Below are 17,702 nucleotides of genomic sequence, written 5' to 3' on the forward strand. Positions count from 1 at the left end.
GGCCATTCTTGTATCTTATTTGTATGCATGCCGAATAAGTAAGAAGAGATTTCCAACTCAGAATGCCTTACATTATACACAACGGTACAAAACTGCACTACAGGGTGCTGGGACAGGGCTCACAGCCGCTGCTTGCCTTCCACGGATATGGGCAGAGCGGTGCTTACTATGAGCCTATGGGGCACGCGCTGGGAAGCGACTATACCATTTACGCCTTCGACCTGTTCTTTCACGCCCATAGCACGCTGCACAAAGAGAACATGCCGCTCGACAAGGATTTTTTGCAGGAGCTGATCGGTTTGTTTCTCAAAAAGGAAAAGATCGGTCATTTCTCGCTGATGGGCTTTAGCATGGGTGGCAAGTTTGCGCTCACGCTGGTGGAACGCTTCCCCGAGCGCATCGACGAGCTTTTCCTGATTGCGCCGGACGGCATCAAGACCAGTTTCTGGTACAACATTGCTACTTACCCGGGTTGGCTGCAGCAACTCTTCAAGCGCACCGTACTCAAGCCGGAGCCTTTCTTCCGGTTGCTCAACGTGCTCAACCGGTATAACATGATCCACAAAAGCCTGATCCGCTTCGCCCGTTTCCAGATGGACAGCACCGAGAAGCGCCTGCGGGTATACCGCAGCTGGATCGGATTCCGCGAACTCAACTTCGACATCCGCGAGATTGTACGGCTCCTCAACCACAAGCAGGTGCCGGTTACGATGTTTCTCGGCGAGTTCGACCAGATTATCTCTCCCAAGCGGGTGAGTGTGTTCATAAAGGCCCTGCACAAAGGGGAGTTGGTCGTGCTGAAAGCCGGGCATTCGCATCTGCTGCAGGAGGTTGCAGAGCTATTGCACCAGAAGAAGGTTGGGATTGTGCCACCGGCGAATGACTAGGGTTGATATGCTAGTATCTGTCCTAAATCCTGTCTATCCCGCAGGTTTAGCAACGCGTAAGTGTGGTTTGTATGCAGTCAGTTTGTAACTGGTGTAGCGGGAGTTTTAGGTATAGCAAATGCTTTGTTTCATTGCTTCGCCTGTGCGGCGGGCACTCACTTTTTTCCTTGATGAAAAAATCGAGGGCCCCTACCCCCAGTAAGCAAAAAAATCAAGACGATTTTGAACTCGCTGACCGCTCAAACAAAAAATCGTCACTGGTGCACCTGGCTAGTGCTATCTGCTTTGTAGCTTCCGGGTCAAGCTACTCTTGCTATACCTGCCAGTGGTATGTGACAGGTGTCATAAAGCTTATACCTTTGAAATGGCAGCGGCGGAAAAGTCCCTCTTCGAAGGGGGCAGGGGGGATGATAATCGTGCACGGGAAACCGGAACTATAGTGTCTATACCTGTTGAATGTCAACTACAGATTCCCTGCCTGGGGGTAGAGCCCTCTTAAAGGGAAAGGAGGGGCGGGGGTGGTTTGACCCGGTTTTGCAACGGAAACTGCAGCGCCTATAACTGCAGATTAACAATAGACAAAAAGCCCCCTTGGAGGCAAGAGATGTTAATCGTGTACGGGAATCCTGAAAATCACTTAATCCTGCAAATCCTGATTCAGACAATCCATACTTAAATAACCCACCAGACGCTCGCAGGTCTGGAAGACGCTGCGAGCGTTTATGCTTTCCTCCAACTTCTTCAATCCCGAAAATCCTTAAATCCTGAAAATCCTGATCCACATTCGTCGTACGTAAAGCAGAATGCTTAAATTGGCCCCTGATGAAAGAGGAGAACCTAAAAAAGCCCAAACCAGAGAAGAAGATCATCGGCAGGCGCGAGATGGTGGCCTTTCCCGAACTGGATATCGACGAGATAGAAGCCAAAATTGACACCGGCGCCTATACCTCCGCCATACACTGTTCGGATATTCATGAGGAAACCCTCGCCGACGGAACTAAAGTGATCAGTCTGGACTTATTAGACCCATCGCACCCGCAGTACAATCACAAAAAACTGACTTTTGCTGACTATAGTTTGCGCGATATCCGTAACTCGTTTGGTGATGTGCAGGAGCGCTACGTCATCAAAACACGTATCAAGGTGTTCGACGAGCTGATCGAGGCGGAGTTCTCGCTTTCGGACCGCAGCGATATGAAATACCCGGTGCTGATTGGTCGCAAATTGCTGAAGGGCCGGTTTATAGTCGACGTTTCCCGTAAAAACGTATCACTCAAATTCAACAAAAAACAAAAGAAGAATAAATAGTCTTTATGAAAATAGCGATTCTCTCTCGCAACTCTAAGTTGTACTCTACCCGCCGCCTGGTGGAAGCTGCCCAGCAGCGAGGCCACGAAGCCGTGGTGCTCGACCACCTGCGCTGCGACCTTGTGATTGAGCAGGGCGACCCGCACATCCTCTACAAGGGAGAACGCTTAACCGATATCGACGCCATCATCCCGCGCATCGGGGCATCGGTTACCTTTTACGGTACGGCCGTGGTGCGTCAGTTCGAGATGATGAAAGTGAAGAGCGCCGTAGACTCCCAGAGCATCGTGCGCTCCCGCGACAAACTGCGCAGCAGCCAGATCCTCTCCCGGGCAGGACTGGGCATGCCGAAGACTGCCTTCACGAACTATTCCAAGGAAACCTCCATGCTGGTGAAGGAAGTAGGCGGCGCCCCGCTGGTGATCAAACTGCTGGAAGGTACACAGGGCCTGGGTGTGGTACTGGCCGAAACCAAAAAGGCGGCTGAATCGGTGATTGAGGCATTTCATAACCTGAAGGCCCGTATCATTGTGCAGGAATTCATCGCTGAGGCGGCAGGTGCCGACATCCGCGCTTTTGTGGTGAACGGCGAAGTAGTGGGAGCCATGAAGCGCCAGGGCAAGGAGGGTGAGTTCCGCTCTAACCTGCACCGCGGTGGCAACGCCACCCTCGTCAAACTCACCCGGCAGGAGAAGGCCGCCGCTTTGCTGGCCGCCAAGTCGCTTGGCCTGGGTATAGCCGGTGTGGACATGCTGCAGTCCAAGCGCGGACCGCTGATCCTGGAGGTGAACTCATCGCCGGGTTTGCAAGGTATAGAGAAGGCGACCAACAAAGACATCGCCATTAAAATAGTGGAATACGTGGAGGGGCTCGTGCAGAAGAAGGCCGCTAAGAGAGTGAAAGAATAGCATGCCCGAAACCATTAAAATCAACGGTGTCAGCATAGACCGTGGAGAAAAAGTGCTCACCCGGCTCGTTATCTCCAAGTTGCCCAGCGGCACTGTCATCGACATACCTGTTTATGTGTTCCGCTCGGTGCACGACGGGCCGGTGCTCTTGCTAATGGCAGGTATGCACGGCGACGAGGTGAACGGCACGGAGATCATCCGCCGCATGATCACGAAAAAGATGCTGTACCCGCTCAAGGGAACCATCATTGCGGTGCCTATTTTAAACATCTACGGCTTCCTGAACTTTTCGAGGGACGTGCCGGACGGCAAGGACGTGAACCGGAGTTTCCCTGGGAACAGAGAAGGCTCGCTGGCCAGCCGTGTGGCGCATCGTTTTATGAAAGAGGTGATGCCCTACATCGATTACGGCGTGGATTTCCATACAGGCGGCTCGAGCCGGGGCAACTACCCGCAGATACGCTGCGTGCTGGCCGAATCGAGAAATCAGCAACTGGCCGAGGCCTTTGCTGCGCCTTTCACGCTGAACGCGTCGTACCGCCAGGGCTCGCTTCGGAAGGAGGCCGCCAAATTGGGCAAGCACATTCTGGTGTATGAAACCGGTGAGTCGCTGCGCTTCGACGAGCGAGGTATAGCGATGGGTATAGAAGGCACGCTGCGCCTGATGCACCACTTAAGTATGGGCGCCTCGGCCCCCGCTCCAACAGAGCCAACCACCATTTGCATGAAGGACATTTGGGTGCGCGCCAAAAATGCAGGCTTGTTCCGTAGCCTGGTGCAGGAAGGTAGCTACGTCAGGAAAGGCCAGGTAGTCGGTACGATCACGGACCCCTACGGTGAAATGGAAGTGCGCCTGAATGCGCCGGCTGCCGGTTATATAGTGGGTTTGAATAACATGCCGGTTGTTAATCAGGGAGATGCCCTGATGCACATTGCTTTTTAAGGTATAGCAAACAAAAAAGAGCCCGCTACCGGAAGGTAGCGGGCTCTTTTTTTATAAAGCTTTTCAGCTGTTAGAATACGTAACGCACGTGCAGGGCAGAATCCCAGAAGCCACGGCCATGCGGTATGTTGATGTAAGGCTTGATATCAGCACCGATCGTGAACGGAATGTCGCGGATGTAGTACTCAAGACCTAAAACAGCGTCAATACCAAAGCCCACTACGTTGTCATGATAGTATCTGTCGCGTCTGTCCTTGTCATAATAGTAGTAGTAGCGACCTTCGTAGAAACCAACGTGACCACCTAAACCATAGTACCACTGCAGGCCTTTGGCGTTGAAAGCCGGGGCGTGCTTTTCGTAAAGTACTGTCACTACGGCTCCTCTGTGACGGAAACCTGTGCTCAGGATACCTTCGATGGCGGCATCACTTTTAATAAAATGCTTGATAGTAAGGCCAGAAGCTACACCGCCTCTGAATCCTATACCTGTTTTGTACTCCTGTGCATTGGCACCAAAAGCTAGCGTCATCACCAGGGCCAGGGTAAAGCCGACGCGAAGAAATGTTTTCATTGTTCTATTAAAAAAGTTATATCCAGCTTGCCAGACAGGTACGTCCAGCTGGCAGGCTGCAAAAATAGAACTTCTTCCGGTCGAAAAAACTAATATTTACTTTTTTCGCAAATTTTAACCCGATTGCTTGTACGACTGCAGGTAGGCAGTCTTGGAGGTTCGCCGTCCGATTAGCTTGAAAAACGTGATAAACTTCTCTTTGTCAAGCTCCAGCGCTCTGGCGAAGGCGTCTTCCTCCTCTGACTTCTGGTAATCCTTCATGTACTGCTCACGCACCAGCCCGGCTTCTGTCAGTTCAGCGGCGGCCTCTATTTCCACTAGCCCCGTTTTCTCCCAAAGCCTGCGCCACCAATCGATGGTGTGAATAAAGTACCAATAGTTCTGATAATCATCTTGTAAGAATTCAGGTACCTGGTTGTGGGTTTCGATTTCTTCGGTGAAACATACATCAACAATCGCGATGTGCCCCTCTGGTTTGATGAAGCGGGCGATATAGGGCAGGTACTTTTCGTCGGTGCCGAAGTAGGTATAGGAATCCACCACGATCACGGCATCAAAGTACTCTTCGGGGAAGGGGAGGGAGCGGGCCTCCATCTCAAGCGGGAACACCTTGTCTTCGCAGCCCTCGCTGCAGATGCGCTCGTAGTTGTCGCTGGCCGACACCGCCTCATCAACGGCCCAGACGGTAACCCCGAACTCCTTGGCCAAAAAGATGGAACTGATTGCTTTGCCACAGCCCAGGTCGAGCACGCGCATGCCGGGCTTCAGGTCAAGGGACTTGGTCAGGCTCTCCAGGTTGAAGAGGACGTTCTCGCCCATGGAGTGCTTGCGCACCCAGGCCGGGTCATATTGGGAGGCTTTCGGAAAGGCGCGGCGCAGGCTTTTGTTTGGCATAGGTATAGGTATAAGATGCCTTGGAGCTTACGCGACAGGTATAGGGAGGGTTAGCGGCCCAGTCGCTCTATTTCGTCAGACAGGTATACCTTGTCGCCTTTGTGGTCCTGCGCAGCGACCCGCAGCATGGCATTGGCTACCGTTTCAGCCTGAATGGGACGGTATTTGCGCAGAGGACCGAACATGATTTTGGAAAGAGGCTTCATGATCCGGGCGCCAATCTCCTCTTCGGTGCGGTGCTCTTCGCGCTCGCCCAGCAAAAGCGAAGGCCTGAAGATGTGCAGTGACTGAAAACCCAACTCCCGCACATCCCGCTCCATTTCGCCTTTCACGCGGTTGTAGAACATGCGCGATTTGGCATCGGCACCCATCGACGAAACCACCAAAAACTGGTTGGCATTGCGACGCAGCGTGACCTCGGCCAGCTGCGTGACGTAGGTATGGTCTACCTTATAGAAAGCCTCTTTGGTGCCGGCTTTTTTGATGGTGGTGCCCAGGCAGCAGAACACATCGTCGGCGGCCAGCTCAGAGGCGCTTTTGTTGAGGTGATCGAAGTCGACGATCTGCTGGTCGAGCTTGGGATGGATGATGGCCAGTTCGCGGCGGCCTGCGGAGATCACCTGGCTGTAGCGGTCGCTCTGCAGGAGCATACGCAGCAGGTGACTGCCCACAAGGCCGCTGGCGCCGGCAATCAGTGCGGTTCGGGTTCGGTGCATGGAGGTTTGCGTTTCGCTGAATTACGTGAATGCCTGCCACATAGGTTAGCAAATCGCGTGCTTTCCCATAAATAATCCGCTTGCGGCTGTTTTTGTTTTGAAACCAGCCTCCCGCGCAATACCAGGGTATAATCTGATGGAGTTTATTCGTCGCCTTTCAGCCGGATGTGGTCCGTGTCAATCTCGATCTTGCCCTCTTTGTACAGTCCGCCGATAGCCTTTTTGAACACCTTTTTACTCATGCCCAGCATGCGGTATACCTCATCCGGGCTGCTTTTGTCAGACAGGGGAAGATAACCTTTGGCTGCCTCCAGCACTTCCATTACTTTATCGGCCGCCTCGCTGGATTCGCTCAGGCCGGTGGTACCCGGTTTGCGGAGCGTTACGTCAATTTTGTTGTCCGGACGGATGGTCTTGATAAACCCACGCACCTTGTCGCCCATGTAAAGCTCCTTGAACACCTCGTTCTTGTAGAGCATGCCCATGTAGCGGTTGTTGATGATCACCTTGATGCCGATCTCGGAAAAGCCGGCTACCAGCAGCTCCACCTCCTCGTTCTCTTTTAGTTCGTTGGCGGCTTCGTCGTTGTGCAGGTACTTGCCCAGCTTGGTCGTGCCCACGATGCGGTCGGAGGTTTCGTCGAGGTATACATACACGCAGTACTTGTAGCCGGGGCGCATTTTGTCTTTCTGGTTATGCAGCGGAACGAGAAGGTCTTTCTCCAGGCCCCAGTCCAGGAAGGCGCCAAAGTCGGTGCTGTCTTTGCAGGTCATGCAGGCGAACTCGCGCACGGTGGCGTGAGGTGTCAGGTTGGTGGCAATAACACGGTCTTCGGAGTCGCGGTACACGAACACGCGCACCTTGTCGCCTACTTGGGCCCCCTCCGGAATGTACTTGCGCGGCAGCAGGATGTCGCCGTCTTCAGAGGTCAGGTACATGCCGAAGTCCACTTCGCGTGCTATCTCCAGTTCGTTATAATGGCCGAGGTCTACCATAAGAGCGTATTTTGTTAGGTATAGAATGCTGCAAATATAGCGAAACCATTTCAGGTATAGTTCTCCGGTTCCGGCTGTTCCCCTTATACCTGTGCGACGGGGCAAAAGGATACAAAATGAAAAAGGCCAGGTATAGGTATACCCCCGGATGGGAAAAAATACAGGCAGCCTTTTCGGGCTGCCTGTAAGGTATAGCTGATTGGCTCAGGTATAGCGGATCGGGTCTTTACGCCTTCGCCTTTTTGGTGGTTTTGGCTTTGCCGTTCTGGCTTCTGGCGGGCTGATCGTCTTCCTCCATGATGTCATCCGGACTGGCGATCAGGCCGATGGACAGGCCGTCCTCTCCCAGGAAGTGCTCGATGTGGTGGCAGCGGTCCTCTGTCTTGAGCAGGATGCCCTCCAGCAGCGCTTTGGTCGCGAAATCTTCCTGTTCAAAGGCTTTTTTGATCGACTTGCGCAACTCCAGCACGATCGTCTTTTCATCCTCCATGTCTTTTTTGAGCATCTCGCGGATGCGGAACACGCCTTCCTCCTCGTGCTGGATGTAGGAGAGTTCCAGCTGCTTGGCCGGGTGGCAGGTCGGGCAGTAGCCCATCACGGTGAGGCGCTCGGCAATGGCGTCGTACTGCTCGTGGATCTGGGTATAGTGCTCTTCAAAGAACAGGTGCAGGTCGCGGAACTGCGGGCCTTCCACCATCCAGTGGTGCTTGTGATACTGGTTGAAGAGGGTGATGAACGACGACAGGTGGCGGTCCAGTTCGTTGGCCATGGCAGTTGCCGTATTCTTTGACAGCCCAACCGGGTTGCCTTCATATTCTGATTTTTCTCTTAGCTTTTCCATGTTCAGGGTTTTTTGAATTACTCTAACAGTGTACCCCGATCAGCTTAAAAGGATACAGGAATTTTACCTGAACTCGGCTATGCCGGGCTGTTTGAAGCGAAAGTCCTCGAATTCGAAGTACGAACGGGACGACTCGTAAATGCGGAGGTTGTTGAAGTTTTCGTTAGCCGGAATTTTCGGATAGTAGCCCACCAGGATCTGGATGGTGCTGAATGACAGGTACTCATTGCGGAAGCGTATACCTACCCCGAAGCCCGGAAAAGGCTTGCTCTTGAAAGGCGAGCTTTTGTTGCCGTACGAGAGCCAGGCCACATCCGCAAAGGCGAGGGTAGCCAGTCGGAAGCCGAACAGCGAGAAAGGGGTGTAGAGGTTGGCTTCGTAGTTAATGACCACGCGGCGGTTGCCCCGCAGCAGATCGGACCGGAAACCGCGCAGGCCTTCCTCGTTGTTGATCGAGAGCAGCTCCTCCGGGTTGCGGTTGACGCCGATGGTGCCGCGGCCCAGAATGAAGTGGCGCAGTTTCCAGTTGCCATTCTCGTACAGCCGCGTAAAGTAGAGCGACTCCAACTCCAGCATACCCTGCTCCCAGGTACCGCCTTTTATAAAGGAGCCATACCCGGCGCGGCCGTAGAGGTAGCCGAAGTCCTTGTTATAGCGGGCAAAGGAGAGATCGAGCCCAAAGTAGCGGCGTTTAAAAAGGTCTCCGTGCTCATAGCCGTACGATATGGAGGCCAGCACGCCGGCAGGTACGTCCTCTGTTCGTCCGAAGCCATACAGGTAGCGGTCTTTGTAGTAGCGGCGCACGCTGTAACCTAAGCTGGCAATGCCCAGCACATTGTCCTGAAAATTTTCGGTGGGTTTGGTGTAGAAGTTCGTATTGATCACGCGCAGCGCCGTGATCAACCGGCCACGCGGCTCATAGCCCAGGTTGTAGCTCTTGAACTTAAAGGAGCGACCCAGCCAGCCATCCTGCCGCTGATAGCCAAGGTCAGCAAAGCGCTGGATGGTATCCTCCGGCACAGGCGGCAGCAGGAGCCGCTCGTCTATTTTGCTGGCCCCGACGGCACCGGCGTAGCGCGTGTTGGTGGCAAAGAAGTCGCGCCGCAGGAAGGCGCTGCGCTCCTTGTAGTAATTCTGATCGAAGTAGTTGATGTCGGCCGTGATGTAAGTGTTGCCGATGTTTTCCACGGTATAGCCGGCGGTGGTTTCCCAGGAGCGGGGCGCGTCCATGTTGAAGCGGTAAGAGCCGCGGATCTGATGGCCCAGTCCCAGGAAGTTGAGCTCCCGCAAGGCTACTTTGCCCGCTCCCGACGAAGGGCTGTAGGAACCCGATCCGCCCAGGCTAAAGATGTCTTTGGTGATCACCAGCACGTCCACGCTGTCTTCGGTGGTGGTGCGCTCGTCCACAATGATGCGCGCATCGAGCAGGTATTCCGTCTGGCGCAACAAACGCTCCGACTCGACCAGAGCCAGCGGCTCCAAAGGCTCCATCCGCTCGAAAAGCAGTTTGTTGCGCACGAGGTGACGGCGGGTTTTCATGTGCAGCGAGTTGCCTGCCTTTTCCAGAAAGCTGCGCGGCACGCGGGTGGTGTCGTGTATAGAATAGCCCAGCGCGTCCAGCGTCATGATCTGGATATTGCGCACCACCTTATAGTTATGCCGCTCGTACTCGCGCTGAATCAACTCCGCATCCAGCCCCAGTACTTCCTCGTCTTTCCGGTCGAAGACCAGAATCGCTTTGAGCAACTTGCCCATGATGGTTTTACGCTGCGAGATTTCCCGCAGGTTGTCCATCACCCGTTGGTCAAACTTTTGCCTGATGGTATCGGTTGGAGCGGCTAGGCTGTCTTTCCGGGAAGGTATTTCCTGCGCCTGCGCATTGCCGGCCAGTAGCCACGCCCCAAGCAGGCAAGCTAACAGGCAGCATAAAATGGGCGAACGTGGAAATGCCATGGAGGTATAGGGGCGCTTACTGTTTCTTGTACGTGTTTGTACGATAGAACCTCCTAAGATACTCTTTTCGGCTTTATGTGGAAAATTTCGTTTTGAAATCTTGAAAAAGGCCTATGCTAATCATGTTAGCAATATTTAAATGTGGATAGCGTGTTGATAACTATTATTGCTAAATATTTTGGGGTTTGTGGGAATGATTTTGTAATTTTATAACCGTCAAGCAGATAGAAGTAGCGCAGATGAACGATAAGGTAATTGGTAAACTAAAAATATTAGCAGATGCTGCCAAATACGATGTTTCCTGTTCATCGAGCGGCGGAAAGCGCAAGAACGAGAACAAGGGCCTGGGCAACGCAGAAGGCATGGGCATTTGCCACAGCTATACCGAAGACGGTCGCTGTGTGTCGCTGCTGAAGATCCTGCTGACCAATTTCTGCATCTACGATTGCGCCTACTGCGTGACACGCAAAAGCAACGACGTGCAGCGGGCTGCCTTTACGGTGCAGGAAGTGGTGGACCTGACCATTAACTTCTACCGTCGCAACTATATTGAGGGGCTGTTCCTGAGCTCGGGTATTTTCAAGAATGCCGACTACACCATGGAACGGTTGGTGCGGGTAGCCAAAAAGCTGCGGCAGGAGGAGAAGTTCAACGGCTACATCCACCTCAAAACCATACCGGGTGCGAGTGAGGAGCTGATTAAGGAAGCTGGTTTGTATGCCGACCGCCTGAGCGTGAACATTGAGCTGCCATCGGAGCAGAGCCTGCAAAGTCTGGCGCCGGAAAAGAACTACAGTGAGATCCTGTTGCCGATGGGTTCTATCAAGGACCAGTTGGTGCAGGCCAAAGAAGAAAGCAAGCTGTTCAAGGCGACGCCGAAGTTCGCACCGGCCGGGCAGAGCACGCAGCTGATCGTGGGGGCCACCGCCGAGAGTGACCGCCAGATCCTGCAGCTGTCGGACCAGCTTTACAAAGGGTATAGCCTGAAGCGGGTGTATTATTCGGGTTATGTGCCGGTGAGCACGGACAGCAGGCTGTCGATCATCACGGAGCCGCCCATCATCCGGGAGAACCGCATTTACCAGGCCGACTGGCTGATGCGCTTCTACGGCTTCGATGTGAAGGAGCTACTGGACGAGGCGCAGCCGAACCTGGATCTGGACATAGACCCGAAACTGGGTTGGGCGCTGCGCAACCGGCATTTCTTTCCGCTGGAGATTAACACCGCAGACTACGAAATGATCCTGCGTGTGCCGGGTATCGGGGTGAAGTCGGCTAAAAATATCATCTCGGCACGACGGTTTGCGCCGCTGCACTTTGAACACCTGCGCCAGATGGGCGTGGTGCTGAAGCGGGCCAAGTATTTTATCACCTGCCAGACCAAAAGCCTGCAGCGGCAGGACTTCGACTCAGAGCAATTGCGACGCCGCATTTTGTTTGGCGAAGGCTCTGTGCGAAGCGCGCTGCTAACGCAACAACTGGACTTGTTCCGGCAGGTAGGCTAGTAACAATAAAACGTGACATGGAAGAGGGGAGAGAAGCGCATCATACAGAATTGTGTAACCAAAAAGATCATACATCATTTCAAACCATTCATAAGACCATGAGAAATTCTACTAAAGTTGCCCGTGTTTCCTGCTGCTGCAAACTTAACATGCTGGTGCCGCACCTGAAGAGCCTTTCTTCCAGAATGCAAACCGACAGCAAACGCGACAAAGCACGCTCAACCAGTAACGCAAAGCAGTAGTCAGCATACCTCTGCCGATGCACTTCTATACCTACGACGGTTCCTTTGAGGGGCTGCTCACCGTAGTGTTTGAGGCCTATGAGCGCAAAGCCTGGCCCACCGCCATTGAGCCCGAGCAGTTGGCGCAGCCTTCCATGTTCGGCGAAACCGTGCAGGTGGTGACAGACGAGGGCAAAGCTAACCGGGTGTGGCAGGGCTTGAAGAAGCGCTTGTCCGCTTCGGCGCTGGAGTCGCTCTACTATACCTACCTGTGGGAGCAGAGCGGCTTGGAGCGGCTGATCTTCGACTATGCCCGGCTGGTGTTTGACTCGCCGGAAAGTGTGGAGGGAAACTATACAGCCCCCTTTGTATTGCAGGTACAACAGATCCATAAACAGGTGCACCGCGAGAAGCACCGCATGGAGGCCTTTGTGCGATTTCAGAAAACGGCCGATGGCCTGTACTACGCCAGCATCTCGCCCGACTTTAACGTGCTGCCCCTGATCGTGCGCCACTTCGAGAAGCGCTACGCCGATCAGCGCTGGGCTATTTACGATGCTTCGAGGAGGTATGGGGTTTATTATGATCTGAGGCAAACAAGCTTCGTGCAGTTAGAAAACCCGGGCGTCACCCCCAGGCAACAGGGCAAGCTGAGTGCTGATCAGTACGACGAAAACGAAACCCGCTACCAGATGCTCTGGCAGGTATACTTCGACCACGTGAATATACCGGAGCGCAAGAACCCCAAATTGCACCTGCGCCATATCCCCAGGCGCTACTGGAAATACCTTTCCGAGAAACAGCCAAGATTACTGTAAATAAATAGCACTGGTAACCTTCTGTTTTTCAGGACTCTCTCATAACAAAGGCTATACTTCTGCCTGATTCACTGATTTTTTTCGCAACACAGGACAACCCGGATGCCGATTTCGGAGTATACGTGTATATAGATATTTTATGAAAACCAGTCAGCCGGCGCCCTTTGCACAAAGCAGCGGGAATAGCCCGCTGTCCTTCATTATCTAAAAAAGAACGATGAATACACGTATACGAAAAAAACTCATTCAAGTAGCCCGCGGTCGCGCTCACCTGATGTCATTCCAAAATCTGATACTGGAAGCCGAACTGGGTCTTAATCTCGAAAACACTTATGAGAAATCGCAACTTAACGACGTAATCGACGAAATCTCTGAAGCAGAGCACGCAGCGGGACGCCCCCTGCTAAGCTCGCTCGTTCGCATCAAAGGCCGCCAAAACCAGGGCGACAGTTTCTTTAAGCTTTGCGAGCGCCTGGGCTATGGCGATTGGAAAAGTCTGAAGCGCGACCAGGAGTTCCTGGAAAAGCAGCGTGAGACCTGCCGCGAGTTCTGGCAAAACAGCAACAATTTTTCATCCTACCTGTAGTACGGTGCAAAGAGGCAGGCCCGCCTTCACTCCCTGGGTCTGTTTCTTTGCCAATTTCACCCTTGTACACGAACTGGTAGCAGGGCCATGATTTACTTCATGGCCCTGCTTTTTTGTGTCCTATAGTCACGGCCAACTGTAAGTTGTACTAAAGGGAGGTGCGTACTTATCTTTAATAGTAACCCCATACTGTACAGTGCGCTGATTGTACCATTTCTGAACTGAATTTATAGCACAAGCTTTGAATAATAATATTGAAGTATAAAGCTGCTCAGGTAGGATATAAACAATAAAGTATGCAAGCGAAAATGTGAGCACGATAACAGACTTGTTGAAATTCAAGACAAAATTTTGATTTAGGGTTGATAATATAGAAGAATATTATTTATTTTATACATCGGTCTGTTGAACTGCTTTATAAATGATACCGCCATTTTATGAAGTTCCTAGACAAGCTGCAACTTCATAACATATCATGTAACCCAATTTCAACAGCCTATGAAACTTCAAACTTCTACGCTATTTTTTTCGCTCGTTTTGCTATTAGGTACCGGCCTCTCCCGTGGGTATGCGCAGGACCAGCCTGCCAAATTTGGCAAGGTGGACGAGGAAACGCTGAAAATGCGCGTGTACGATCAGGACACAAGCGCCGCCGCTGTCGTGCTATCAGACCACGGTTATTCTTACTTTACTTACAACAAGGGGTTCAAAGTCGTATTTGAGCGACACACACGCATAAAGGTGCTGAAGAAGTCAGGCTATGACGTGGCCAATATTTCAGTGCCGTATTACCAGCGCAACTCCAAAAAAGAGAGCGTCTACAGCATCAAGGGCTTTACCTACAACCAGGAAGGTGGCAAAGTGACCAAAGACAAGCTGGAGTCGAAAGCGGTATTTGACGAGCAAACGAACGAAAACTGGTTTGCCAAAAAGTTTACGATGCCGAACGTGAAGGAAGGCTCCGTGATCGAATACTCGTATACCATCACCTCTGACTTTCTGTATAACCTGCGCGAGTGGGAGTTTCAGAGTACCATTCCCGTAGCCTACAGCGAGTACAATGTGCGCATTCCGGAGTACTTCCACTACAAGCAGGAGCAACAGGGATACTTAAGATTCGACGAGTCCACCAAAACCAAGTCCAAAGACAGTTTCACCGTTGTCTGGTCGTCTAATATAACACCAGGTATGGGAGGAGGCCGCACATCTGGCGGCTCTGGACAAGTAGAGGCCAGCAGCGACACATACCGTTGGGTTATCAGAAACGCACCTGCCCTGCGTCCTGAAAAGTACATCACCACACTACGCGATTACCAGTCCAAGATCGACTTCGAGCTGCAAACGGTGAAGTATCCGAACGAACTGCCCCAGGTGATGACAGGAAACTGGGATGATGTAACGAAGGATTTGCTGATGGCTGAGAAGTTTGGCAGCCAGCTCAATCGGAAAGGCTTCTTTAAGGCTGAAATAGCAGCCATCACGGCCAAGCACACCAATCCCGAGCAGCAGATGATCGCCATACACAACCTGGTGAAAAGCAGCGTAAAGTGGAATAACAAGTACGGCTACTATACCTCCGGACCCATCCGGAAAGCATTTGAGAACCGAAGCGGAAGCGTTGCCGACATCAACCTGATGCTGACGGCCATGTTGCAGGACGCTGGTCTGAATGCAGGCCCAGTATTGGTCAGCACCCGAGAGCACGGTCGTGTGCCGCAGGGCTCCCCCATGCTCAACAAGTTCAATTACGTGATCGCACATGTGAAACTGGGTGACAAAGAATACCTGCTGGATGCCACGGACCCGCTACTGCCGGCAGGTATGCTGCCTGTGCGCTGCCTGAACGGGCAGGGACGCCTGATCAAAAAAGATGACCAGCGCTGGGTAGCGCTCACACCCACTGGCAAACTCACCAAATTCTTTAATGGCGAGCTGACCATCAACCCGAACGGAGGGTTAACAGGTACGGTGACGGAGTCGAGCGCCGGGTACAATGCCCTGAGCATACGCCGAACGATACTGGAGGACGGCAAAGAAAAATTTGCTGAAAAGATAAGCAAGGAGGTAGGCAACTACAAAGTGGAAAAGCCGGAGTTCAAAAATGTGGAGGACCTGAACCAGACGCTAAGCGTCCATTACAGCCTGTCAGCGAGTGGCAACAGCCAGCCTGTCGATGTGATCTACCTGAACCCGATGCTAGGCCAGGGCGAGACAGAAAACCCCTTTAAGCTCGAGGAGCGGCTATACCCGGTGGACCTTGCCGTGCCGATCGATTATACCTATGTCATCAAGTTTGTAATACCGGAGGGCTACGAGATAGAAGAGTCGCCGAAGGGAGCCATTATTTCGCTGCCCGAGGATGGAGGCAAATTTATGTACATGGTGCAGCGAGAGGGAAATGTGCTGCAGATCATGAGCAAAATTAACATGCTCAAGCCCGTGTACTTTGCTCCTGAGTACCCCTATCTGAAAGAGTTCTACAACCAGATCGTGGCCAAGCACGCCGAGCAGATCGTGTTGAAAAAAATATCCTCTAACTAATCATTTTTCAGCGCACTCCAGGTTAAGCGTATAGCAAGGCTTAGCCTGGAGTGTGCATTTGCCTACCTTCCATGAAAACGAAGCACACACTTATTTTAATCCCAATTCTTTGTCTCTCGGTTTTGGAGGCCTTCTCGCAGTCCGGCCCCTATAAGTACGGGAAAGTGCAGGAGGAAGAACTCCGGATGCGAACCTACGACAAGGATACCAGCGCGGCAGCCGTCATCCTGTCCGACTTTGCCGTGTCGCATTTTCGGCTCAACGGTGACGTAAAACTCATCACGGAGCGTCGCACACGCATCAAAATCCTGAAAAAGACGGGCTATACCTGGGCAAACGTAGAAGTGCCGATGTACCAGAATGGCAACAGCAAAGAGAACATCACCGGCATAAAAGGCTATACCTACAACCTGGAGGATGGCAAGATTACAAAAGACAAACTGGAGCCGAGTGCTGTATTTGAAGAGCGGCAGTCGGAGTACAGGCAGACCAAGAAGTTTACGATGCCGAACGTGAAGGAAGGCTCGGTGATTGAGTACACCTACACCGTTAACTCAGACTTTATTTACAACCTGCACGATTGGGAGTTCCAAAGTACCATACCCACCGTATGGAGCGAGTATAGGGTGAAGATACCGCAGTACTTCGACTACAAAACACTGCAGCATGGCTACCACAGTATCTATGAGCCAAAAGACAACTACGATACGAACAGAGACGGCTACCGCTGGGTGATGGTAGACCTGCCGGCACTGCGTCCGGAACGCTACATCACCACCTTAACCGATTACCAGGCCCGCATTGAGTTTGAGCTTCAGATGCTGCATGTGCCCGGGGAGGAGTCGAAGGTGATGACGGGCGAATGGAACGAGGTGATAAAGGACCTGCTGCGACAGGAGCGATTTGGCAGCCAGCTGAATCGCAAGGGCTTTTTCAAAGGAGACATTGCCGCCATCACAGCGCAATTCACCGCGCCCGAGCAACAGATGAAGGCGATCTACGAGATGGTGCAGCAACAGATGAAGTGGAACGGGAAGTATGGCATTTACACGACCGGCACCTTGCGCAAGGCCTTCGACAACAAAACAGGCAGCGCGGCTGAAGTAAACCTGCTGCTCACTGCGATGTTGCAGGAAGCCGGATTGGACGCGGCGCCTGTGCTGGTAAGTACGCGGGAGCATGGCAAGGTATACAAGGGCACGCCCATGCTCAACAAGTTTAACTACGTGATCGCGCACGTCAAACTAAATGGCCAGTCTGTCCTGCTGGATGCTACGGATCCGCTGCTGCCGGCAGGTATGCTGCCCATGCGCAGCCTCAACGGCGAGGGCCGCCTGATTAAGGACGGCTCGGACCAATGGGTAGCACTGAAGCCTTCGGACAAATACCAGCGGGTGTACACGGGCAACCTGACCATCCATGAGAGCGGACAAATGGAAGGCGATGCCACAGAGGTGAGCAGCGGCTACAGGGCCTTCTACCTACGCAAGGAGGTGAAAGAAGAAGGGGAGTCCAGTTATACAGAGAAGCTGAACAAGGAGGTCGGCACCTTCAAGTTCAGCAGCCCTACATTCAAAAACCTGAAAGAACTGAACAGCGCTCTTGAACTCAACTACAAGATATCGGCCTCAGGCAACGGGCCGGCGCTGGATATGATTTACCTGAACCCCATGCTGGGGCAGGGAGAGGACGAAAACCCCTTTAAGCTGGAGCAACGGGCCTATCCGGTTGACTTCGCTTTCCCGATCAGCGAGACCTTCATCTGTCGCTTTACCATACCGGACAATTATGAGCTGGATGACGCGCCGCAGAACGTTAAAGTGAGCCTGCCAGATCAGAGCGGAAGCTTCCTGTACATGGTAGAGAAGCGGGGCAATGTAGTGGAGGTGCTCAGCAAGATCGATATCCCGAAGCCCGTTTACTACGCAGCCGAGTACCCGCAGCTGAAGGAGCTGTATGCGCGCATTGTGGCCAAACATGCCGAACAAATTGTACTGAAACGAAAATAACCCCAG

General features: G+C 52.7%; 16 protein-coding genes. 10 read left to right on the forward strand and 6 right to left on the reverse strand.

The annotated features are described in order from the left end of the window. Positions 1-62 precede the first annotated feature (62 nt). From Q4E40_RS07395 to Q4E40_RS07410, 4 genes are all read left to right on the forward strand, one after another. Complete coding sequence (locus Q4E40_RS07395) at positions 63-887, forward strand: alpha/beta fold hydrolase (protein ID WP_303411125.1); 825 nt, start codon at positions 63-65, stop codon at positions 885-887. Between the two features lie 822 nt (positions 888-1,709). Then, complete coding sequence (locus Q4E40_RS07400) at positions 1,710-2,195, forward strand: ATP-dependent zinc protease family protein (protein ID WP_303411126.1); 486 nt, start codon at positions 1,710-1,712, stop codon at positions 2,193-2,195. Positions 2,196-2,200: 5 nt separating this feature from the next. Next, entirely contained in the window at positions 2,201-3,103 is a 903-nt protein-coding gene (rimK, locus tag Q4E40_RS07405) for a 30S ribosomal protein S6--L-glutamate ligase (protein WP_303411127.1), read from the forward strand. Position 3,104: 1 nt separating this feature from the next. Beyond that, entirely contained in the window at positions 3,105-4,046 is a 942-nt protein-coding gene (locus Q4E40_RS07410; protein WP_303411128.1) for a succinylglutamate desuccinylase/aspartoacylase family protein, read from the forward strand. A gap of 70 nt (positions 4,047-4,116) precedes the next feature. Here Q4E40_RS07410 and Q4E40_RS07415 read toward each other — a convergent pair whose 3' ends face one another. The 6 genes from Q4E40_RS07415 to Q4E40_RS07440 all read right to left on the reverse strand — a co-directional run bounded on the left by Q4E40_RS07415 (position 4,117) and on the right by Q4E40_RS07440 (position 10,016). After that, positions 4,117-4,617: a hypothetical protein gene (locus Q4E40_RS07415; RefSeq protein WP_303411129.1), complete on the reverse strand. Its 501-nt coding sequence runs from the start codon at positions 4,615-4,617 to the stop codon at positions 4,117-4,119. 114 nt (positions 4,618-4,731) lie between these two features. Next, the gene (locus tag Q4E40_RS07420; protein WP_303411130.1) at positions 4,732-5,511 is read right to left on the reverse strand and encodes an SAM-dependent methyltransferase; all 780 of its coding nucleotides are present in this window, start codon (positions 5,509-5,511) and stop codon (positions 4,732-4,734) included. A gap of 50 nt (positions 5,512-5,561) precedes the next feature. Further along, positions 5,562-6,227, reverse strand: coding sequence for an oxidoreductase (locus Q4E40_RS07425; protein WP_303411131.1), 666 nt, complete (start codon positions 6,225-6,227; stop codon positions 5,562-5,564). Positions 6,228-6,370: 143 nt separating this feature from the next. Continuing rightward, positions 6,371-7,222 (reverse strand): CvfB family protein, encoded by an 852-nt coding sequence (locus Q4E40_RS07430; RefSeq protein WP_303411132.1) that lies wholly within the window; start codon positions 7,220-7,222, stop codon positions 6,371-6,373. 226 nt (positions 7,223-7,448) lie between these two features. Then, complete coding sequence (locus Q4E40_RS07435; protein WP_303411133.1) at positions 7,449-8,063, reverse strand: Dps family protein; 615 nt, start codon at positions 8,061-8,063, stop codon at positions 7,449-7,451. A gap of 63 nt (positions 8,064-8,126) precedes the next feature. Beyond that, complete coding sequence (locus Q4E40_RS07440) at positions 8,127-10,016, reverse strand: BamA/TamA family outer membrane protein (protein WP_303411134.1); 1,890 nt, start codon at positions 10,014-10,016, stop codon at positions 8,127-8,129. Between the two features lie 239 nt (positions 10,017-10,255). On the opposite strand from Q4E40_RS07440, the gene Q4E40_RS07445 reads away from it, so the two are divergent. From Q4E40_RS07445 to Q4E40_RS07470, 6 genes are all read left to right on the forward strand, one after another. After that, entirely contained in the window at positions 10,256-11,521 is a 1,266-nt protein-coding gene (locus tag Q4E40_RS07445) for a putative DNA modification/repair radical SAM protein (protein WP_303411135.1), read from the forward strand. A 98-nt stretch (positions 11,522-11,619) separates the two neighbouring features. After that, positions 11,620-11,763 (forward strand): hypothetical protein, encoded by a 144-nt coding sequence (locus Q4E40_RS07450; RefSeq protein ID WP_303411136.1) that lies wholly within the window; start codon positions 11,620-11,622, stop codon positions 11,761-11,763. A gap of 17 nt (positions 11,764-11,780) precedes the next feature. Then, on the forward strand, positions 11,781-12,560 hold the full coding sequence (locus tag Q4E40_RS07455; RefSeq protein ID WP_303411137.1) for a TIGR03915 family putative DNA repair protein: 780 nt from the start codon (positions 11,781-11,783) through the stop codon (positions 12,558-12,560). 217 nt (positions 12,561-12,777) lie between these two features. After that, entirely contained in the window at positions 12,778-13,146 is a 369-nt protein-coding gene (locus Q4E40_RS07460; RefSeq protein WP_303411138.1) for a hypothetical protein, read from the forward strand. A gap of 498 nt (positions 13,147-13,644) precedes the next feature. After that, positions 13,645-15,687, forward strand: coding sequence for a DUF3857 domain-containing protein (locus tag Q4E40_RS07465; protein ID WP_303411139.1), 2,043 nt, complete (start codon positions 13,645-13,647; stop codon positions 15,685-15,687). A gap of 71 nt (positions 15,688-15,758) precedes the next feature. Next, the gene (locus Q4E40_RS07470; protein ID WP_303411140.1) at positions 15,759-17,696 is read left to right on the forward strand and encodes a DUF3857 domain-containing protein; all 1,938 of its coding nucleotides are present in this window, start codon (positions 15,759-15,761) and stop codon (positions 17,694-17,696) included. The last annotated feature ends 6 nt before the right edge of the window (positions 17,697-17,702 follow it).

It is taken from the genome of Pontibacter coccineus (genome assembly GCF_030546575.1).
GTDB classification, from domain to species: Bacteria; Bacteroidota; Bacteroidia; order Cytophagales; family Hymenobacteraceae; genus Pontibacter; species Pontibacter coccineus.